The sequence below is a fragment of the Amycolatopsis samaneae genome (assembly GCF_039541975.1).
Classification (GTDB): Bacteria; Actinomycetota; Actinomycetes; order Mycobacteriales; family Pseudonocardiaceae; genus Amycolatopsis; species Amycolatopsis samaneae.
Genome location: NZ_BAABHG010000005.1, coordinates 370621 through 392587 on the forward strand (window position 1 = coordinate 370621; position 21967 = coordinate 392587).

A 21967-nucleotide genomic window follows, 5' to 3' on the forward strand; every position below is an offset into this window, starting at 1 on the left:
GCCCGAGTCCTTCGCGGCGCGGGCGGCCAGGACACCGGACGCGCTCGCGGTGCTGCACGGTGACGGCACCCGGCTGACCTACGCCGAGCTGAACGCGCGGGCCAACCGGCTCGCCCGGCTGCTCGTCCGGCACGGCGTCGGCCCGGAGACGCCCGTCGCGGTGTGCTTGGGCCGCTCCGCGGAACTGGTGGTGGCGCTGCTGGCGGTGCTCAAGGCCGGGGGCGCCTACCTGCCGATCGATCCCGCGCATCCGGCCGAGCGGGTCGGGTACCAGTTCGACGACGCCCGCCCGGGGCTCGTGCTCACTTCCCTGGCCACCGGGGTCGTCGAGCGTGGGCCGGACCGGATCGTGCTCGACGATCCCCGCGTCACGGCCGAACTGGCGGCGCTGGACGACAGCGACCTGACCACCGCTGAGCGGCACGGGATTCTCCTGCCGGATCACCCGGCGTACGTGATCTACACGTCGGGCTCCACCGGGCGGCCCAAGGGCGTCGTCGTCCCGCACGGCGCCATGGCGAACTTCGTGGCGGCGATGGGCGAACGGTTCCCGCTGGGGGCCGGGGACCGGCTGCTGGCCGTCACGACGGTGTCCTTCGACATCCACGTCCTGGAGCTGTACGTGCCGCTGCTCGCGGGTGCCGGGGTCGTGCTGGCGGAGGACGCGGCCGTGCGGGATCCGGCGGCGGTGGCCGAGCTGATCGACCGGTTCGGCGTCACGACGATGCAGGCGACCCCGGCGCTGTGGCAGGCACTGCTGACCGCGTGCCCGGAAGCGGCGCGCGGGCTGCGCCCGCTGGTCGGCGGCGAGGCGCTGCCGGGGGCGCTGGCCGTCCGCATGGCCGAGGCGTCCGGGCGCGCGGTCACCAATCTGTACGGCCCGACCGAGGCGACGGTGTGGGCGACCGCGGCCGAACTCGACGGGCACGGCACCGGCCGGGTGCCGATCGGCGGGCCGATCGCCAACACGAGGGCGTACGTCCTCGACGGCACGATGCGGCCGGTCCCGCCGGGCGCCACGGGCGAGTTGTACCTGGCCGGTGTCCAGCTCGCCCGGGGCTATCTGGGGCGTCCGGGCGCGACGGCGGAACGGTTCGTGGCCTCTCCGTTCGGCGACGACGGCGAGCGGTTGTACCGCACCGGTGACGTCGTGCGGTGGCGCGCGGACGGCGAGCTGGAGTTCCTGGGCCGCGCGGACGACCAGGTGAAGATCCGCGGATTCCGGATCGAGCTCGGCGAGGTCGAGGCGGTGCTGGGCGGCTGTGCGGGTGTGGCACGGGTCGCGGTGGTCGTGCGTGAGGACGTACCGGGCGATCGGCGGCTCATCGCCTACGTGGTGGCCACCGGGGACGACAGGGCCGAAGCGGTGCGCTTGTACGCAGCCGAACGTTTGCCCTCGTACATGGTGCCGTCCGCGGTCGTGCCACTCGACGAGCTGCCGTTGACGCCGAACGGGAAGCTGGACCGCGGGGCCCTGCCCGCGCCCACCTTCGCCGCGGGCGCGGGCAGGCTCCCGGCGAGCCCGAGGGAGGAGCTGTTCTGCGCGGCGTTCGCCCAGGTTCTCGGCCTCGACGAGGTGGGGGCCGGCGACGACTTCTTCGCGCTGGGCGGGCATTCGCTGCTCGCGGTGTCCCTTGTGGAGTATCTCCGCGGACGCGGGACCGCGGTGTCGGTGCGGGCGTTGTTCGAGCACGCCACCCCGGCGGGGCTGGCCGCGGCGGCCGGTCCGGAACGGGTGGTGGTGCCACCGAATCTGATCCCGTCCGGTGCGGCCGAGCTCACCCCGGAGATGCTGACCATGGCCGAGCTGACCGAGGCGGAGATCGCCACGGTGGCCGGGGCCGTGCCGGGCGGCGCGGCCAACATCGCCGACGTGTACCCGCTGGCCCCGCTGCAGGAGGGCATGTTCTTCCATCACCTGATGGCCGGGCGGGACGAGGCGGACGTCTACCTGCTGCCGACCGTGCTGCGCTTCGATTCGCGAGCCCTGCTGGACGGGTTCCTGGCCGCGCTGCAGGGAATCATCGACCGCACCGACACCTACCGGACGGCGGTGGTCTGGCGGGGACTGCGCGAACCGGTGCAGGTCGTCTGCCGTACCGCCGAGCTGCCGGTGGACGAAGTCGTTCTCGACGGCGCCGGTGACGTCGCCGAGCAGCTGATGACCGCCGCGGGAACCGGGATGGCGGTGGACCGGGCGCCGCTGATGCGGGTCCGGGTCGCCTGCGACCCGGGCACCGGGCGCTGGGTCGCGCTGCTGCTCATCCATCACCTTGTCCAGGACCACACCGCGCTGGACGTGCTCCTGGACGAGGTGCGCGCGATGCTCGCCGGACGCGCCGCGGACCTGCCCGAGCCCGTGCCGTTCCGTGAATACGTGGCGCGGGCGCGGTTCGGCGTCGCGCGGGAGGAGCACGAGGCCTACTTCGCCGGACTGCTCGGCGACCTGACCGAACCGACCGCGCCGTACGGGCTGCTGGACGTGCACGGCGGCGGGGCGGCGACGCGCGCCGACCGGTGGGTGGAGGACGCGCTGGCCCGGCGGGTGCGCGGGCTGGCCCGTGCGCGCGGGGTCACGCCCGCGACCGTCTTCCACCTGGCCTGGGCGCGGGTACTCGGTACGCTGGCGGGGCGCGACGACGTGGTGTTCGGCACCGTCCTTTTCGGACGGATGAACGCCGCGGCCGACGTGCGGCGGGCGGCGGGGCCGTTCATCAACACGTTGCCGGTGCGGGTCCGGCTCGACGGCACCGGCGCGGGTGCGGCGCTGTCGGCCATACGGGGTCAGCTCGCCGGGCTGATGGTGCACGAGCACGCGCCGCTGACGCTGGCGCAGTCGGCCAGTGGCGTGCCGGGCGGTCTCCCGCTGTTCACGTCGCTGTTCAACTACCGCTTCACGACGGCTCCGGACGACGGCGGGGCCCCGGGCCGGGACGACGACCCCGTCGACGGCATCGAGCTGCTGGCGTACCGCGAGCAGAGCAACTACCCGCTGACGGTGTCCGTCGACGACGCGGCAGAGCGGTTCCTGCTGACCGTGGAGGCGCTCGCCCCGGCCGATCCCGGTCAGGTCTGTGAGTTGCTGAACGCCTGTCTCGACAGCCTGGTTTCCGTGCTCGAGGAAACTCCCGGCACGGCACTTTCGGCGGTCGAGGTGGTGCGCGCGGCCGAGCGGCGGCGGGTACTGGACGCGGGGACCGGGCCGATCCGGGACGTGCCACGGGTGCCGTTCGGGGACCTGTTCGCGGCGCGGGCGGCCGAGACGCCGGACGCCGTGGCGCTCGCCCGCGGGGACGTCGAACTGTCCTATCGGGAGCTGGACGCGGTCACGAACCGCTTGGCGCGGCTGCTGATCGCGCGGGGTGCCGGGCCGGAGTCGGTGGTCGCGGTGGTGCTGGAACGCTCACTGGAGCCGATGATCGCGTTTCTGGCGATCGTGCGGGCCGGCGCGGCCTGCCTGCCGGTCGATCCGGCGCTCCCGGCCGAGCGCGTCGGGCTCATGTTCGCCGATTCCGCTCCGGCGCTGGTACTGACGAGCTCCGGCAGCCGGTCGGCGGTACCGGACGGCGTGCCCGTGCTGGTGCTCGGGACCGCGGAGGTCGACGCGGAGCTGGCGGGCCTGGACGACGGCGCCGTCACCGACACCGACCGGGTCGCGCCGTTGCTGCCGGACCACCCGGCGTACGTGATCTACACGTCCGGTTCGACCGGGCGGCCGAAGGGCGTGGCGGTCACGCACCGTGGTCTTCCTTCGCTGGCGCTGGCCCAGATCGAGTCGTTCGCGCTGGACGGCGATTCCCGGGTGCTTCAACTGGCCTCGCCGAGCTTCGACGCGTCGGTGATGGAACTGGTCATGGCGTTCTCGTGCGGCGCGACGCTGGTCGTCCCCGCGACGGCAGGGCCGTTGGCGGGGGACGAACTCGCCGAGGTGCTGCGGACGGAGCGGATCACCCACGCGTTGATCCCGCCGAGCGTGCTCGCCACCGTGCCCGAGGGGGCGGGCGACGCGCTGGTCACGCTGGTGGTGGGCGCGGAGGCGTGCTCGCCAGAGCTGGTCGAACGCTGGACGCCGGGACGGCGGATGGTGAACGCCTACGGCCCGACCGAGATCACCGTGCTGTGCACGCTGAGTGACGAGCTGCGTCCCGGCGAGGTGCCGCCCATCGGCCGTCCGATCGGCGGCGCCCGGGTGTACCTTCTCGACGACCGGCTGGCTCCGGTGCCGGTGGGCGTGCCCGGCGAGCTGTATGTGGCGGGTCCCGGCGTGGCACGCGGTTACGTGGGCCGGGCGGGGCTGACGGCCGAGCGGTTCGTGGCCTGCCCGTGGGGCGGCCGGATGTACCGCACGGGTGACCGGGCCCGCTGGGGCGCGGACGGGCAGCTGGCGTTCCTCGGCCGCGCGGACGACCAGGTCAAGATCCGCGGGTTCCGGATCGAGCCCGGCGAGGTCGAGGCCGTGGTCGCCACGCATCCCGCGGTGGCCAGTGCCGCGGTCGTCGTCCGCGAGGACAGGCCGGGAGATCCGCGTCTGGTGGCGTACGCGGTGCCGGGCGAGGACGTCGACGGGCTGGCGGCGGCGGTGCGGGAGTTCGTGGCCGAGCGTCTGCCGTCGCATCTGGTCCCCTCGGCGGTCGTCGAGCTGGACGCGCTTCCGCTGACGGTCAGCGGGAAGCTCGACCGCGCGGCACTGCCCGCCCCCGGGCACACCGCGGGCGCGGGCCGGGCGCCCTCCGGTGCCCGCGAGGAACTGCTGTGCGGCGCGTTCGCCGAGGTCCTCGGCCTGGACCGGGTCGGGATGGACGACGACTTCTTCGCGCTGGGCGGGCATTCCCTGCTCGCGATGCGGCTGGCGAGCCGGGTGCGCGCGGTGCTGGGCGTCGAACTGCCGGTCCGTGCGGTGTTCGAGGCGCCGACCCCGGCCGCTCTCGTCCGCGAGCTCGTCGAGGCGAGACCGGGCAGGGCCGCGCTGGCGGCGCGGGAACGGCCCGATCGGGTGCCGTTGTCGTTCGCGCAGCGGCGGTTGTGGTTCCTGCGGCAGCTGGACGGGCCGAGCGCCGCGTACAACATCCCGTTGGGGCTGCGGCTGTCCGGGGAGCTGGACCGGGCGGCGCTGGCGGCCGCGTTCCGCGACGTGATCGGGCGGCACGAGGTACTGCGGACGGTGTTCCCGATGCTGGACGGGGAGCCGTGCCAGCGGGTCCTGCCGATCGCCGACGCCGGGTTCGAGCTCCGGTTCGCGGAGGTGTCACCCGAGGAGCTCGACGAGGCGGTGGCCGCGGCGGCCGGGTACGAGTTCGACCTCGCCACCGAGATCCCGCTGCGGGCCTGGCTGTTCGGGACCGGTGCGCGGGAACACGCGCTCGCGGTGGTGGTCCACCACATCGCGGGCGACGGCTGGTCGATGGAACCGCTGGCCCGCGACCTCGCGGCGGCCTACGCGGCCCGCATCGAGGGGCGGGCGCCGGAGTGGTCGCCGCTGCCGGTGCAGTACGTCGATTACGCGCTGTGGCAACGGGATCTGCTCGGTGCCGAGCACGCTCCTGGCACGGTGCTGGCCGAGCAGGTGGCCTACTGGCGGGACGTCCTGGAGGGGGCACCGGACGAACTGGAGCTGCCGGTGGACCGGCCCCGGCCCGCCGAGGCGTCCCACCGCGGGCACGCGCGGCCGGTGGAGGTGCCCTCCGAGGTCCACGCGCGGCTGCTGGAGCTGGCGAAGGCCGAGGGCGTCACGGTCTTCATGGTGCTCCAGGCGGCGTTCGCGACGTTGCTGCATCGTCTCGGCGCGGGCACCGACATCCCGATCGGGGCCGCCGTCGCCGGGCGGATGGACCAGGCGCTGGACGAGCTGGTCGGCTTCTTCGTGAACACCCTGGTGATCCGCGGCGACCTGTCCGGCGACCCGACGTTCCGTGCCCTGCTGGCGCGGGTGCGGGCCACCAGCCTGGCGGCGTACGAAAACCAGGACGTGCCGTTCGAGAAGCTGGTCGAGGAGCTGGCGCCGACGCGGTCGCTGGCCCGGCATCCGCTCTTCCAGGTCATGCTCACCCTGCAGAACACCGCGCGGGCGGGCGGTGGGGCCCAGGCTGGGCTGGCCGGCCTGCGGACCGGCCCGCTGGCGACGGGCGACACCGCGTCGGCCAAGTTCGACCTGGACCTGAGCATGGCCGAGGCCTTCGACGAGTCCGGTGCCCCGGCGGGGATGCGCGGCTCGCTCATCGCGGCCTCGGACCTGTTCGACGAGAACACCACCGAGCGGATCGCGCGGTATCTGGTCCGCGTGCTCAGCGAGGTTTCGGCGGACGCCGAGGTGCGTGTCGGCGCGGTCAAGGTGCTCGAACCGGCCGAGTACCGGCGGATCGTCGAGGAGTGGAACGACCCGGCGGGGCCGGTGCCGGACCGGGTGCTGCCGGATCTGGTCGCCGAGCAGGCGGCGCGGGCACCGGAGGCGACGGCGCTGGTGTGCGGCGAGGTCGAGCTGACCTACGGCGAGCTGGAGGCGCGGGCGAACCGGCTGGCGCGGAAGCTGATCGCGGCGGGTGTGGGCCCGGAGTCGGTCGTGGCGGTGAGCCTGGAACGGTCGCCGGAACTGGTGATCGCCGCGCTGGCGGTGCTGAAGGCCGGTGGCGCGTATCTGCCGATCGAGCCGGGACAGCCCGCCGAACGCGTCGGGTTCATGCTCGGGGACACCGCGGCGGCGCTGGTGGTGGACACGCCGGAGTTCGTGGCCGAGGTCGCCGGGTTCGACGCCGCGCCGGTGTCGGACGCCGACCGGGTTTCGCCGCTGCTGCCGTCCCATCCGGCGTACGTGATCTTCACGTCGGGGTCGACGGGGAAGCCGAAGGGCGTGGTGGTCCCGCACCGCAACGTCGTGGCGTTGTTCGCGGCCACGCGCGATTCGTTCGGGTTCGGGACCGAGGACGTGTGGACCTGGTTCCACTCCGCGGCCTTTGATTTCTCCGTGTGGGAACTGTGGGGCGCGCTGTCGCACGGCGGCCGGGTCGTGGTGGTCCCGTTCGACGTGTCACGTTCACCGCGGGAGTTCCTGGATCTGGTGGCACGGGAACGGGTCACGGTGCTGAGCCAAACCCCGTCGGCGTTCTTCTCGTTGCTGGCGGTCCAGTCCGGGACCGGCGGGCTGGACCAGGTGCGGACGGTGGTTTTCGGCGGCGAGGCGTTGGAGCCCGCGCGGCTGGCCGAGTGGTGGGCGCGGTTCGGCGAGTCCGGTCCCCGGTTGGTGAACATGTACGGGATCACCGAGACCACCGTGCACGTCACCCAGCACGTCCTGGCCGAGCGCGAAAGCGGAGACGGCAGTGTGATCGGCCGGGGCCTCCCTGGGCTGTCGGTGTTCGTGCTGGACGAGTGGCTGCGGCCGGTCCCCGCGGGGGTCGTGGGCGAGATGTACGTGGCCGGTCCGCAGGTGGCGCGCGGCTACGCGGGGCACCCGGCGCTGACCGGCGAGCGGTTCCTGGCGTGTCCCTTCGGTTCCCCGGGCACCCGGATGTACCGGACCGGGGACCGGGCCCGCTGGAACGCCGACGGCCGGTTGGTGTTCGCCGGGCGCGCGGACGATCAGGTGAAGATCCGCGGGTTCCGGATCGAGCCCGGCGAGGTGGCGGCCGTGCTGGCGGCGCATCCCGACGTGGCGCAGGCCGTGGTGATCGCGCGGGAGGATTCGCCCGGCGGTCCCGGCCTCGTGGGCTACGTCGTGCCCACTGCCGGTGCCGATGGTCTGCCGGAGGCCGTGCGTGGGTTCGCCGCCGCGCGGCTGCCGTCGTACCTGGTGCCCTCGGCGGTAGTGGTGCTGGACGCGTTGCCGTTGACCGGCAACGGAAAACTGGACCGGAAGGCACTGCCCGCGCCCGCCTTCGCCACAGGTGGTGGTCGTGTTCCGGCCAGCACCGAAGAGGAACTGCTCTGCCAGGCGTTCGCCGAGGTTCTCGGCCTGCCGTCGGTCGGGGTCGAGGACGACTTCTTCGCGTTGGGCGGGCATTCCCTGCTGGCGGTGTCGCTGGTGGAGTGGTTGCGACAGCGCGGCGTTTCGGTGTCGGTGCGGGCGTTGTTCACGACACCGACACCGGCCGGGCTCGCCGCGGTGGCCGGTCCGGAGCCGGTGGTGGTACCGCCGAACCTGATCCCGGAGGACGCCACCGAGCTGACGCCGGAGATGCTGCCGCTGGTCGACCTGTCGGCGGAGGAGCTGGCGTCGGTGGTGGCGGCCGTGCCGGGCGGGGCGGCGAACGTGCAGGACGTCTATCCGCTGGCGCCGTTGCAGGAAGGCATCTTCTTCCATCACCTGATGGTTGACCGGGACGGCACGGACGTGTACGTGACGGCCACGGTGATCGACTTCGACGCGCGGGACCGTCTCGACGACTTCCTCGCGGGGATGCAGTGGGTGGTGGACCGGCACGACATCTACCGCACGGCGGTCGTCTCCGAAGGGATCCGGGAGCCGGTCCAGGTGGTGGTGCGCCACGCCGAACTGCCGGTCGACGAGGTCGTCCTGGACCCCGGCGGCCCGGAGGTCGCCGAGCAGCTGATGGCCGCCGTCCGCGGCTGGATGCCACTGGACAGGGCGCCGCTGCTGAGCACGCACATCGCCGCCGACCCCCGGGGCGACCGGTGGCTGTGCCTGCTCCGCATCCACCACCTGGTCCAGGACCACACCGCCATGCAGGTACTGCTCGACGATCTGCGGGCGTACCTGACGGGGGAAGCCGATCGGCTGCCCGCACCGGTGCCCTTCCGCGAGTTCGTCGCGCAGGCACGGCTCGGCGTGTCGCGGGAGGAGCACGAGCGCTACTTCACCAAGCTCCTCGGCGACGTCACCGAGATCACCGCCCCCTACGGCATGGTGGAGGTGCACGGTGACGGCGTCCGGGCCGCGCAGGCCCGACACCGCGTCGACGGCGCGCTGACCGAGCGGATGCGCGCGGTGGCGCGGTCGCTCGGGGTGAGCCCGGCGTCCCTGTTCCACCTGGCCTGGGCGCGCGTGCTGGGCGTGGTTTCGGGCCGCGACGACGTGGTCTTCGGCACCCTCCTCTTTGGACGGATGAACGCGGGTAGCGGTGCCGACCGGGCGGTGGGCCTGTTCCTCAACACCCTGCCGGTGCGGGTCCGGCTCGCGGGCAGGAGCGTGGTGGAAGGGGTGACGGAGCTTCGCGGTCAGCTGGCCGAGCTGATGGTGCACGAGCACGCGCCGCTGGCCACCGCCCAGGCGGCCAGCGGACTGCCCGGCAGCCCGCTGTTCACCTCGCTGTTCAACTACCGGCACAACCAGGAGGGCACCCAGGAGGCGGCCGACGCACTGGACGGTATGGGCCTGCTGGCCGTGCGGGATCTCACCGATTACCCGCTCGGGGTGGTGGTCGATGTCGACCGTGAGGGCTTCACGATCACCGTGGACGCGGTGGCGCCCGCCGACCCCGGCCGGATCTGCGCGCTCCTGCACACCTGCCTGGACAATCTGGTCACCGCGCTGGCGACGGCACCCGAGACCACGCTCCTGGCGGTGGACGTACTGGGCGAGACCGAGCTGTCCGACCTCGTCGAGGGACGCAACGACACCGTGGCCCCGGTCGCGGACGTTTCGGTGCCGGAGGCGTTCGCCCAGCGGGTGGCGGCGGATCGGGACGCGGTGGCACTGGTGGCGGGCGACGTCCGGTTGGGTTACGGCGAGCTCGACGCACGGGCCGACGAGCTGGCACGGGTACTGGTCGCGTCGGGGGTGGGACCGGAGTCGGTCGTCGCCGTGCTGATGCGGCGGTCGGCCGAGCTGGTGGTGGCGTTGCTGGCGGTGCTGAAGGCCGGCGGTGCCTATCTCCCGCTGGACGTGGGCTGGCCGGTGGCCAGGATGCGGGCGGTGGTCGAGGACGCGGGCGCGCGGGTGATGCTCGTGCACGACGCGACGGCCGGGCACGAGCTCGGCCGGACGGCCGGTCTCACGGTGGTGCCCCTCGGCGCGAAGGCCGACGCCGGTACGAGACTGCCGTCGCCGACGGTCCCCGAAGCGGCGGCGTACCTGATGTACACCTCGGGATCGACCGGGGTACCCAAGGGCGTGGTGACGGCGCATCGGGACGTCGTCGCGCTGGCCGGGGACCGGTGCTGGGGCGCAGCGTCGCGAGTGCTGTTCCACGCCCCGCACGCCTTCGATGCGTCCTCATACGAGCTGTGGGTGCCGTTGCTGTCCGGCGGCACGGTCGTGGTGGCGCCGGACGAGCCGATGGACGCGACGGTGCTGCGGCGGCTGATCGCGAGCCACCAGCTGTCCCACGTGCACGTGACGGCGGGGCTGCTGCGGGTGCTGGCCGAGCAGGATCCGGGGTGCTTCGCCGGGGTGCGTGAGGTGCTCACGGGCGGAGACGTGGTGCCCGCCGAGTCGGTGCGGCGGGTGCTGGCGGAGAACGCCGGGGTGGTGGTGCGGCACCTGTACGGGCCGACCGAGGTGACGTTGTGCGCGACCCAGCACGAAGCCGGTGATCCGGGGGAGATCGACGGCGTCCTGCCGATCGGGCGCCCGCTGGACAACACGCGGGTGTACGTCCTGGACGACACGCTCCGGCCGGTGCCGGTCGGCGTCGCCGGGGAGCTGTACGTCGCGGGGGCCGGTGTCGCGCGTGGTTACCTCAACCGGCCGGGGCCGACCGGTGAGCGCTTCGTGGCCTGCCCGTTCGGGGCGAGTGAGCGCATGTACCGCACCGGGGACCTGGTCAAATGGGTGCCGGAGGGCGGGCTGGTGTTCGCCGGCCGCGCGGACGGGCAGGTGAAGATCCGCGGGTTCCGGGTCGAGCCCGGCGAAGCCGAGGCCGTCCTGACGGCGCATCCGGCGGTCGGCCAGGCCGCGGTGGTGGTGCGTGAGGACGTCCCCGGGGACAAGCGGCTGATCGCCTACCTCGTCCCCGCCGGTGACGGTGACGGGCTCGCCGAGGCGGTCCACGAGTACGCCGCCGAGCGGTTGCCCGCCTATCTGGTGCCCTCGGCGTTCGTGGCGCTGGACGCCCTGCCGCTGACGCGGAACGGGAAGCTGGACCGGAAGGCGTTGCCCGCTCCCGAACTCGCGACCGGCGCGGGTGCCGGTGGCGGGGCGACCGGGCCGCTGGCGGCGCTCGAACAGTCGATGTGCGAGGCGTTCGCCGAGGTGCTCGGACTGCCCGAGGTCGGGGTGGACGACGACTTCTTCGCGCTCGGCGGGCATTCGCTGCTGGCGGTCGCCCTGGTGCAGCGGCTGAAAACGCGGGGCATCACCACCTCCGTCCAGGACGTGATGGCCGCCCCGACGGTGACCGAGCTGCTGAACACGCTGAGCCTGTCGTCGGTGCGGGACTCGCTCGGAGTGCTGCTGACCATCCGGGGCGGCGGCGACCGCCCGCCGCTGTTCTGCGTGCACCCGGCGGGCGGGCTCAGCTGGTGTTACACGCCTTTCGTGCAGCACGTGCCGCCGGAGGTACCGATCTACGGTCTGCAGGCTCGCGGCGTCGACGGGAGGACCCCGTTCGCGGGTTCGCTGGCCGAGATGGCGGCCGACTACGTCGAGCGGCTGCGCGAGGTGCAACCACGAGGCCCGTATCACCTTGTCGGCTACTCCTTCGGGACCGCTCCGGCGCACGAGATGGCCGTGCAGCTGCGGGCGCTGGGCGAGGAGGTCGCCCTGGTGATCATGGATTCGTTCCCGCTCGACGCGATCCTGGCGGAGGCGCGCGCGAAGGGGGAGGCCGTCGACGCCGGCGAGGACGTGTCGTGGGAGGAAACGATCCGGGCGGAGTTCGGTCATCTGCTCGGCGGGTTCTCCGACGAGGAGATCGCGGTCTTCGCACGGACCTTCGAGAACAACACCCGGATCAGGGGTGTGCACGCCACCGGGCGGTTCGACGGCGACGCGCTGATCCTCGTCTCGGCCGACAACCGGCCGGAGGACGGCCCCCTCGCCGCGCGGTGGGCGCCGCACATCGACGGCGAACTGACCGAGGTGCCCATTCCCTGTGGGCACGCGGAAATGGTCCGCCCCGACATGATGGGCCTGGTCTGGCAGGCGATCGCGGCCTGGCTGGAATCGCGATGACGGACGGAACGGAGAGAGCGGACATGCGACGGACATCCCTGGTGTGTGTCCCCTTCGCGGGGGCGGGCGCCTCGTTCTTCCACTCCTGGGCGGCGCTGACGGACGGGGATCCACGGATCCTCGCGCTGCAGCTGCCCGGACGGGAATGGCGGCTTTCCGAGGACCCGTACCGGGACGTCGCGGAGGCCGCGGCCGGGTTGCTGCCCGCCGTCACCGGCGAACTCGCGCCGGGGGAACGGATCGCGGTCTTCGGCCACAGCCTCGGCGCGGTGCTGGCCTACGAGCTCGCCCACCTGCTGGTCGCGCGGAGCGACGCCGAGGTGGTGCGGTTGTTCGTGAGCGGCTCGCCCGGCCCGTGGACCCGGCGGACCCGGCGCGCGACCGGCCTCCCCGACGAGGAGTTCCTGTTGCGGGTCAAGGAGTTCGCCAAGTACGACCACGAGGCGCTCGCCGAGCCGGACATGCGGGAGCTGATCCTGCCGACCCTGCGCGCGGACGTCGAGATGCACGAGAACTACGTGCCGGTGACGGACCGGCCGTTGCCGCGGCCGATCACCGCCGTGCGCGGGACCGAGGACGACCTGGTGACGGCGGAGCAGACCGCCGAGTGGCTGCGGGCGACCAGCGCCGAGTTCGCCCAGGAGGAGATCGAGGGCGGGCACATGTACATCGCCGAGGACCCGGGCGCCCTGCTGCGCCTGGTGAACGACGAACTCGCCCATCGAGAGCGCTGAGGAGGGGCCATGCGGCTCGACGGCAAGACCGCGATCGTCACCGGGGCCGCCCGCGGCCTCGGCCGGGCCTGCGCGGTGGCCTTCGCCCGCGAGGGCGCCGATCTCGTGCTCCTCGACGTCTGCGCGGACCTGCCGGGGGTGTCCTACCCGCTCGGCACCGCGAGCCAGCTCGCGCACACCGCCGATCTGTGCCGGGCGCGGGGCGCCGCGGTGCTGACCCGGCACGCGGACGTCCGTGATCTCGCCGCGCTGCGGCAGGTCGCCGAGGACGCCCACGGCTGGAGCGGGCGGATCGACGTGCTGGTCAACAACGCCGGGATCGCCACGCCGTCGGGCACGCCCACCGACGAGATCACCGAGGACGAGTGGCAGCTCATGATCGATGTGGACCTCTCCGGTGCCTGGCGGGCGACGGCGGCGGTCGGCAAGATCATGACCGCCCAGCGGAGCGGCAGCATCATCAACGTCGCTTCGACGGCGGGGCTGGTCGGATATCGCCGTTTCGCGGGATACGTCGCGGCCAAGCACGGCGTCATCGGGCTCACCAAGGCCGCGGCGCTCGACTTCGCCCCGGTGAAGGTCCGGGTCAACGCGCTGTGCCCGGGGTCGGTCCGGGACGACCCCGAGGTGGAGGGCCGGATGCTGGCGGAGATCGCCCGGTCGCTGCGGGTGCCGCTCGGTGAGCACGAGGCCGCGTTCGTCCAGTCGCAGCCGATGAACGCACTGGTCGAGCCCGACGACGTCGCCGAAGCCGCCGTCTGGCTCGCCTCGGACGGATCCCGGCAGGTCACGGGATCGGTCGTCACCGTTGACGGCGGGTTCACCGCCCGCTGACCGGGCCACCGCCGAACCGCAGGGGAGATGGATGTGGTCACGCCTTCGCAGTGGTCCAGGAACGCCCGGCACTGCCACGCAGTGTGTCTCCGGCTCGACGGCCCGGTCGACGCCGACCTGATCGCCGAGCGCTTCGCGCGCCTCGCCGGGCCCGGGGCGCTCTGGGCCGAGCGGGTCCCGTTCACGGCCGAGGACCCCGGCGGCGAACGGCGCCGCGCCCGCGAACTGGCCAGGCCCGTCGACGCCCGGCGCGGCGCGCGGGCCGCCCTGATCGAGTACGCCGACGGCCGGGCCGATCTGGTGGTCGTCGCGCACCGCGGGGCGTTCGACGGCCCGGCGTTGCGCCGGCTCGCCGACGCGACGATCGAGGGCGGCCCGGGACCCGCGCGGGTGCTGGCGCGTCCGCCCGGCGCCGATCACGTACCGGTGTGGGGACTGGGAGACCGGGGGCTCGGCGACGAGCCGGCCGGGTTCCGGGTCGCCCTGCCGTCCGGCACCGACCGCGATCCCGAACGGTGGCGGGCGGCGCTCGCCACCGTCCTCGCCCGCTACGAACCGGAGGAGCGACGGCCCGGCGCGGGGATACTGTTCGCCCTCGACGGCGAGGGCGAGTACGTGTCGTGCCTGGCGCCCCCGTTCCCGCTGACCGTCACGGTCGGCCGTGCCACGGACGGCGCGCCCGAGCTGCGGTGCCACTACCGGCCCGGCAGCGTGAGCCCGCCGATCGCCGCCCGGTTCGTCCGGCAGCTGGCCGAAGCGCACCGGACGGCGGGGACCGACATCTTCGACGCGGCGGAGCGGGAACACGTGCTGGCACTCGGGCGCCCGTCGCGTGCCGCGCGCGGCACGCCGCGCCGTATCCCGGAGGTTTTCGCCGAACGCGCCGCCGAACGACCCGACGCGATCGCACTGTCCGATGAGGACGGTCAGGTCAGCTATCGCGAGCTCGACCGGTGGTCCGACCGGCTCGCCGAGGGGCTGCGCGCCGCCGGGGTGGGCGGGGGAGACCTGGTCGGTGTCTGCCTCGACCGGTCGGCGGAGCTGGTCGCGGTCCTGCTCGCGGTGCTCAAGGCGGGGGCCGCCTACGTGCCGCTCGATCCGGCCTACCCGGCCGAGCGCCTCGCCTACACGGTCGAAGACGCTCGCCTCGCGGTCGTGATCACCACGCACCCCGCGTTCCCCGTCTCCCCGGGGCTCCGGGTGCTGTCGCCGGGGGCCGTCGCGGACCTGCGCGTCGACGGCTCGCCCGCCGCCGGTGGCAGCGGCCCGGATGACGCGGCGTACGTCATCTACACCTCGGGTTCCACCGGCAGGCCCAAGGGCGTGCTCGTCCCGCACGCCAACGTCGTCGCGCTGGTGGATGCCACCCGGGACGACTTCGCGCTCGGCGCCGCCGACGTGTGGACGTTCTTCCACTCCGTCGCGTTCGACTTCTCGGTCTGGGAGATCTGGGGCTGTCTGCTCACCGGTGGCCACCTGGTGGTCGTCCCGTACTGGGTGTCGCGGTCGCCGGAGCAGGTACACGAACTGCTGGCCGACCGGGGCGTCACGGTGCTGAGCCAGACCCCGTCGGCGTTCGCCCCGCTCGCGCAGGTGGATCGCACGCGCCCCGGGCGGCTGCCGGTACGGCTGGTGGTCTTCGGGGGTGAGCCGCTGGACACCAGGAGCCTGCTGCCGTGGCTGGACCGGTATCCCGAGACCCGCTGCCGCCTGGTGAACATGTTCGGCATCACCGAGACCACCGTGCACGTCACCGCCGAGACCGTCACGCGGTGGCACGCGCTCACCGGGTCGCGGTCCGTCGGCAGGCCGATCCCCGGCTGGCGGGTCTACGTGCTGGACGAGCGTGGGCGGCTTGCGCCGCCAGGGGTGGCGGGCGAGATCCACGTCGCCGGCGCCGGGGTCGCGCTCGGCTACCTGCGGCGTCCCGGGCTGACCGCCGAACGGTTCCCGCCCGATCCCTTCGGCGACGGGCGGATGTACCGCACCGGCGATCGGGGACGGCTGCGGCCGGACGGCGTGCTGGAGCACCTCGGCAGGCTCGACAACCAGGTCAAGCTGCGCGGGTTCCGCATCGAACTGGACGAGATCCGGTCGGTGCTGGCGGAGTGCGCGGGCGTGGTCGCGGCGGCGGTCACGCTGCGCCGGGCCGACGCGGCGGACGCGGCCACCGACCGGCTCGACGCGTACGTGGTGCTCGCTTCCGGGACCACGGCGGCGGTGCGGGAGCGGATCGGCCGCGTCCTGCCCGGCCACATGGTCCCCTCGACCATCACCGCGCTGCCCGCGCTTCCGATGACTGCCAACGGAAAAGTGGACCTCGCCGCGCTCCCCGAGCCCGCCGCGCTCCCCGAGCCCGCCGCGCCCGTCGTGGCGCCGGACCCGGCCCCGGAGGCGGACGACGAAAGCCCGGTCGGGGACGACGACCTCACCGGTGAGCTGCTGGCGGTGTGGCGGCAGGTGCTCGGCTTCGCCGTCAGCGCGTCCGACAGCTTTTGGGAGCTGGGCGGGAATTCGCTGCTGGCCATGCGGATCGGGGCGGCCATGCGCGAGCGCGGGCTGCCGTCGCTGCACCCGCGCGCGCTCTACCTCAACCCCACGGTGCGCGCGCTGGCCGCCGCGCTGCGGTCCTGACTTGTTCTCGAATGCGCTGCTGTCCTGATCTTTGTTCTCAAGTGCGGTGGGGTTAGGCGCCCTGCCGGAGAGGGCGGAATACTTTGCCTGCGGTGCTGCGAACCACGTGACCGGAGGAGGCGATGCTGGAATGACAACGGTAGGGCGACAGCTGCCCACACAGGACGACGTGCTCGGATACTTCGAGACGCTGTCGAACTGGGGACGGTGGGGCGACGACGATGAGCTTGGCACGCTGAACCACATCACCGACGACGTCCGGCTGGCGGCGGCGCGGGCCGTGCGCCACGGCCGGAGTGTGTCGTGTGCCTGGGAGGTCGCCGTACCGGAGATGGAGCGGTCGACGACGACGTGTCCCTGCGCCGCCGACATGCCGGGCGCCGAGGACATGCCGGTGCCCGGGTTCCACAACGACCGGCGCTGGGGCTTTTCCCACGAGCGGCTCGGCATCATGTTCCACGGCAACACCATCACCCACGTCGACTCGCCATGCCACATCTTCTGGGACGGCCAGACGTACAACGGGCGGTCACACTCGTTGGTCGACACCGAAACGGGGTCGGACTGGGCGGCTGTCACGGCGGCGGCGAACGGGATCGTCACGCGGGGTGTCCTCCTGGACATCGCGGGGGTCCGTGACGTGCCGTGGTTGGAGCCGGGCGAGGGCGTGTTCCCCGAAGATCTCGAGGCGGCCGAGCGTCGCCAGGGTGTGCGGGTGGGATCCGGCGACGCGGTGCTCATCCGGACCGGCGCCGGCCGCGTCCGGCACGGGGGCGGCGAGGCCGGCGGCATCACGCAGGCCGGCTGGCACGTGTCCTGCCTGCCGTGGCTGCGTGAACGCGAGGTCGCGCTGATCGGCGCCGATACCCCGCAGGACGTTCAGCCGTCGGGGTACGAAGACGTGCTGATGCCAGTGCACGCCGTCAGCCTGGTCGCGATGGGTCTGTGGATGCTCGACAACTGCGACCTGGAGGAGTGCCTGAGCACGGCTACCGAGCTCGGCCAGTGGGACTTCCACCTCGCGGTCGCGCCGGTCCGCTTCGCCGGTACGTCCGGCAGCCCGGTCAACCCGATCGCCACCTTCTGACTGAGGGGCTCCCACCCGAGGATGTCGGCCCCTTTCACCGTATCGCCGGTCGGGGCCGCGGACCACGTTGTACGATCCGGACCCTGATCCGGGCGGGCGAGCGGGGGACGCGGTGAGCGGTACCAGGGTTTTGGTGGCGGGGGCGAGCATCGCGGGGCCCGCGCTGGCCCACTGGTTGCGCCGGCGGGGAGCCGAGGTGACCGTGGTGGAGCGGGCGCCCGGGTTGCGTCCCGGCGGCCAGGCGGTGGACGCGCGCGGCGTGGCCAAGGAGGTCATCGTCCGCATGGGGCTGGACGCGGCGGTGCGCGCGGCGTGTACCGACACCGCCGGCGCGCACCTCGTGGACGCGGACGGGCAGGTGCTGGAGACCTTCCGTGCCGACGACGAAGGTGGCGACGGGTTCATCGCGGACATCGAGATCCTGCGCGGGGACCTGTCCCAGGTGCTCTACGAGGACACCCGTGACGGCGTCGAGTACGTCTTCGGCGACCGGATCGCCGAGCTCACCCAGGACGCGGACGGGGTCGACGTGGTCTTCGCGGGCGGCGACCGGCGGCGCTTCGACCTGGTGGTCGGGGCGGACGGGCTGCACTCGGCACTGCGGGCGATGGTCTTCGGGCCGCACGAGCGGTACCTCCGCCACCTTGGGCACGTGCTGGCCTTCTACAGCGTGCCCAACGAGTTCGGGTTGGACCGCTGGCTGCTCGAACACCAGGAGCCCGGGCGCTCCGCTCTCCTGCGACCGATCCAGGACGCTACCCGGGCGATGGCGATGTTCTACTTCGCCTCGGCCGAGTTCGACGTCGACTACCGTGACGTCGCGGCCCAGAAGGCACTGCTGCGTGCGCGGATGGCCGGCCTGGGCTGGTTGACCCCGGACATCCTCGCGCATTTGGACGACACCCCGGACTTCTACCTCGACCAGGTCGCCCAGGTGGTGCTGGACCGCTGGTCGCGTGGACGGGTCGGACTGCTGGGAGACGCGGCGTTCAGCTCCTCGCCGATGTCCGGGCAGGGCACCGGGCTGGCACTGGTCGGTGCCTATTTCCTGGCCGGTGAACTGGCCGCCGCCGGGTGGGACCCCGACACCGGGTTCGCCCGCTACGAGGCGCGGATGCGCTCGTTCGTCGAGGCCAACCAGGAGATCGGCCGGTTGAACGCCCGCAGCCGGGAGATCCCCGGGCCGGACGCCGAGCCGAGCCCCGATTTCACCGGCGAATGGTTCGCCGAGCTGGTCGGGCGCGCGATCAACGGCGTCGAGCTGCCTGACTACGCGGGGGTGCCGGACTCCGGGGCCCCCGCCGCCAAGCCGTAGGCCTCCCGGCGATCGGCCACCGGGTCGCGCTCGGCAAAGGCACGACAGGCGCCATGAGTCAGCCGGCGGGGTGCTGGCCGCGGGGAAGACCGACCGCACGCCGGTACTCGTGGATCGGTGAGACGTCCACCTCGGACCGGTCCCACAGGTTGGTGCCGAAGGCTCCGGTCACGAGGGCCTGGACCAGCTCCCGCCGATCCAGCACCCGGTGTTCGCCCTCGTGGCCGGGCGCTCGGTCGAAGCCGTTGATCCCTCCGCCCGTCCGCACTTCACGCGAAATCCGCGCGAAGGCTTTTTCCGGTTCGAACACTTTCTGTCGGTCGCCACTGGTGGCGTTTGTCAAGGCTTTGCGCGAGAGCATAAAAGGGTGGTTTCCAGCGTCGTCCGCCGCGATACTGGAACGGTCGAAAAGCGAAAGGGGACGCGGTAATGATTCGAATCGCGCGCAGGTCCGTGATAACGATGACAGCGCTGGCGGCGGTGCTGAGCTTTTCGCCCGCGGTGCCCTCAGCGGCGGCCGCCACGGGGGAGAGTTCGGCGGCTGTTCGGTCCGGATACCTGAGGTTCTGTAATACGGGGGCGGTGTGTGCCAACCGGCCTGCGGCCCAAGGGTCGGAGTGCATCAACATCGATATCGGCGGTTGGGTTACCTACGCGTCGAACCATTCCGACCTGGGCCAGTACGTGTACTGGGACAAGAACTGCGGAGGAAAATACCGGATGCACCTGGCACCCGGTGAAGCCAAGGGCGGCATAGCCAACTTGCAAAGCTACCAGCGCTCATGACGTCCGATCGCTGAGGCGCCTGGTCACGTGGTGCTTTGGACAACCCGGTTTTCCCAGGCCCACGCGGCGATCTCGACCCGGTTGCGCACGCCGAGTTTCGTCTGGATCCCGGCGACGTGGCTCTTGACCGTGCTGAGGGAGATGAACAGCTCGGCGGCGATCTCCCGGTTGGACAGGCCCCGTGCGACGGTCCGCACGACCTCCATTTCGCGCCCGGACAACGAGGCCGTCCGCGCCGGATCGGCGTGCGACACCTCGCTGCTGCCGGTGCCGTTCAGGTGTTTCAGCAGGCGGAGGGTGACCGACGGCGAGACCAGCGCCTCGCCGTTGTGGGCGGCCCGCACCGCCTCGATGAGCAGGGTGGGCCCGGCGTCCTTGAGGACGAAGCCGACCGCGCCGCCGCGCAGCGCCCCGTAGACGTACTCGTCGAGATCGAATGTGGTGACCACGACGATCCGCATCGGGTCGGCCACCCCGGGCCCGGCCAGCGCGCGGGCGACCTGGATGCCGTCGAGCTTGGGCATCCTGATGTCCACCAGGCACACGTCCGGTCGCAGCCGCCGGGCCATGGCGATCGCCTCCGCGCCGTCGGCGGCCTCCCCGATGACCTCGATGTCGGGCTGGTCCTCCAGGATCAGCCGCAGCCCCGCGCGGATCATCGCCTGGTCGTCGGCGAGCAGGATCTTGATGGTCATCGGGGCCCCCTGGTGGGAATGGGCAGTGTCGTGCGCACGGACCAGCCGGTCCCGGCGGGCAGCGGGCCCGCGGACAGCGACCCGCCGAGCGTCTCGACACGTTCGCGCATCCCGATCAAACCGTATCCCCCGCGATGGTGGGGCCGGGTCGTGCTCGGCGGGGCGTCGTCGACGACCTCGACGGTGACGCCCTCGGTGTCGCGGCCGACGGTCACCTCGACCGAACGGGCGTGCGGCGCGTGCCGCAGCACGTTCGTCAGCGCCTCCTGGACGATCCGGTACACGGTGCTGGTCACCTCGGGCGGCCAGTCCGACTCGTCGTCGGGAATGCTGAGCCGGACGTTCTCGCACTGCTTGCCGAACCGCTGGACCAGCGCCCGCAGCCCCTCCGGTTCCGGTGCCGCGGGGGCCGTGTCGTCGGTGTCGCGCAACAACTCGACGACGCGGCGCATCGCGACCATGGCGTCGGAGCCGGCGGCCTCGATCTCGCTGAGCGACTCCGACACCTTTTCCGGGTTCCGCCGCGCGACGACCTGGGCGGCCTGTGACTGGATCAGCATCCCGGTGAGGTGGTGGGCCACGATGTCGTGCAGTTCCCTGGCCAGTTCCAGCCGTTCGGCCCGGCGGACCCGGTCGGCGGCCGCCCGCGTCCTGCCGTCGTGCAGCCGCAGCGCCAGTCCCGCGGTGAGCCCCGCCAGCCAGGCCGCGGCGGCGATGGCGGGCACGGCCGATCCCGGGCCCGCGGTGAGCTGGGCGGCGATCACCAGCAGCCCGGCGCTCGCGATGGCACCGGCCCGTACCGGCGCGAGCGTCCGGACCGCCGACCCGACGAGCACCGCGAGGCCCAGTGCCATGGCGGGTCCTGGTTCGGCGGGAAGGTGGCTGGCGGGGAGCAGTCCGATCAGGACCGTGAGCGCGGCGACGGCGAGCCCGGCGACCGCGGTCCAGGTGCGCTCGCGCCGTCGCGCCAGCGCGAGGCCGCACACCACGACGGCGGCGAGGGCGCCCGGGACCCAGGACGCGCCGCCCCAGCTCCACGCGAGGGCGAAGACCTGGATCGCGATCGCGGCGAGGAACAGGGCGCCGAGCCCGGCGTCGGAGGCGGCCTTGACCCAGCGGTCCGGAATGGGCACGTCGGTCAGATTACCGAATCGCCGCCGCGCGGCTGGGCCGTGCGGCGGCGACTCCGGCAACCCGAAGCGGCCGGACCTGGGGGTGTTGTCCGGGGCGACGGGCCGAGCGGCGGACGCGGCGGAGTGAGGGTCTTCGCGCACGTTACCGCTGGGGTGAACCGGACCAGGACGACCGCGGGGCGGTGCCGGCGGCCCGCGGGTCGTGGTCGCGGGTACGCAGCAGCGGCCCCAGCACGAGGGCGGCGGCCAGCCCCGCCGTGGCCAGGTAGGTCACCGCGGCCTGCCCGTCGATCCAGGCGCCGATGACGACCACGACGCCGCCGAGGGCGATGGTGACGGCCGGCCGGATCGGCAGCGTCCGGAGGGCGGAGCCGATGAGCACCGCCATGGCCAGCGCGGTGATGGGCGCGGGCTCCTGCGGCAGTGCGTGACCGGCGACCAGCGACACCAGGACGGCGATCGCCGTGACGGCCACGCCGGCGCCCGCGAACAGGGCAGGCTGCCGTTCGCGCAGCAGCGCGAGCACGCAGACCACCACCGAGACGGCCGAGCTGAACACCCAGGACGCGCCGCCCCAGCTGTTCATGAGCATGTACGCCGTGAAGACGATCCCCGCGGCGAACACGATGCCGAGGCCGACGTTGACCATCATGCTCGCTGGTCGTTCCGCTGAAGTCATGCGGCC

At 72.9% G+C, this 21967-nt stretch carries 11 protein-coding genes (1 of these 11 cut by a window edge); 7 read left to right on the forward strand and 4 right to left on the reverse strand.

The window, feature by feature from the left end:
- The 6 genes from ABD987_RS15190 to ABD987_RS15215 form a co-directional block, all read left to right on the forward strand.
- Positions 1-12064, forward strand: partial view of a non-ribosomal peptide synthetase gene (locus tag ABD987_RS15190; RefSeq protein ID WP_345392571.1) — the 3' end only. Its footprint begins 14072 nt before the window's first position; 12064 of the gene's 26136 nt are visible here — the last part of the coding sequence; its start codon lies off the left edge, out of view; the stop codon is at positions 12062-12064.
- Between the two features lie 23 nt (positions 12065-12087).
- Complete coding sequence (locus ABD987_RS15195; RefSeq protein WP_345392574.1) at positions 12088-12798, forward strand: thioesterase II family protein; 711 nt, start codon at positions 12088-12090, stop codon at positions 12796-12798.
- A gap of 9 nt (positions 12799-12807) precedes the next feature.
- Positions 12808-13632 carry an SDR family oxidoreductase gene (locus ABD987_RS15200; protein ID WP_345392576.1) on the forward strand — a complete coding sequence of 275 codons (825 nt, stop codon included), beginning with the start codon at positions 12808-12810 and terminating at the stop codon, positions 13630-13632.
- A 27-nt stretch (positions 13633-13659) separates the two neighbouring features.
- Positions 13660-16266, forward strand: coding sequence for a non-ribosomal peptide synthetase (locus ABD987_RS15205; RefSeq protein WP_345392579.1), 2607 nt, complete (start codon positions 13660-13662; stop codon positions 16264-16266).
- Between the two features lie 130 nt (positions 16267-16396).
- Positions 16397-17353, forward strand: a complete 957-nt coding sequence (locus ABD987_RS15210; protein WP_345392582.1) for a cyclase family protein — start codon at positions 16397-16399, stop codon at positions 17351-17353.
- Positions 17354-17465: 112 nt separating this feature from the next.
- Positions 17466-18668: an FAD-dependent monooxygenase gene (locus tag ABD987_RS15215; protein WP_345392585.1), complete on the forward strand. Its 1203-nt coding sequence runs from the start codon at positions 17466-17468 to the stop codon at positions 18666-18668.
- A 58-nt stretch (positions 18669-18726) separates the two neighbouring features.
- Here ABD987_RS15215 and ABD987_RS15220 read toward each other — a convergent pair whose 3' ends face one another.
- Positions 18727-19029, reverse strand: a complete 303-nt coding sequence (locus ABD987_RS15220) for a hypothetical protein (RefSeq protein WP_345392588.1) — start codon at positions 19027-19029, stop codon at positions 18727-18729.
- A gap of 101 nt (positions 19030-19130) precedes the next feature.
- Between ABD987_RS15220 and ABD987_RS15225 the strand changes: the two genes are divergently transcribed.
- Positions 19131-19454: a hypothetical protein gene (locus ABD987_RS15225; RefSeq protein ID WP_345392591.1), complete on the forward strand. Its 324-nt coding sequence runs from the start codon at positions 19131-19133 to the stop codon at positions 19452-19454.
- Positions 19455-19477: 23 nt separating this feature from the next.
- Here ABD987_RS15225 and ABD987_RS15230 read toward each other — a convergent pair whose 3' ends face one another.
- From ABD987_RS15230 to ABD987_RS15240, 3 genes are all read right to left on the reverse strand, one after another.
- Positions 19478-20149 (reverse strand): response regulator, encoded by a 672-nt coding sequence (locus ABD987_RS15230; protein WP_345392594.1) that lies wholly within the window; start codon positions 20147-20149, stop codon positions 19478-19480.
- Complete coding sequence (locus ABD987_RS15235) at positions 20146-21282, reverse strand: sensor histidine kinase (RefSeq protein WP_345392597.1); 1137 nt, start codon at positions 21280-21282, stop codon at positions 20146-20148. The genes ABD987_RS15230 and ABD987_RS15235 overlap by 4 nt, the downstream gene beginning before the upstream one ends.
- A gap of 142 nt (positions 21283-21424) precedes the next feature.
- The gene (locus tag ABD987_RS15240; protein WP_345392600.1) at positions 21425-21961 is read right to left on the reverse strand and encodes a metal transporter; all 537 of its coding nucleotides are present in this window, start codon (positions 21959-21961) and stop codon (positions 21425-21427) included.
- Positions 21962-21967 lie beyond the last annotated feature (6 nt).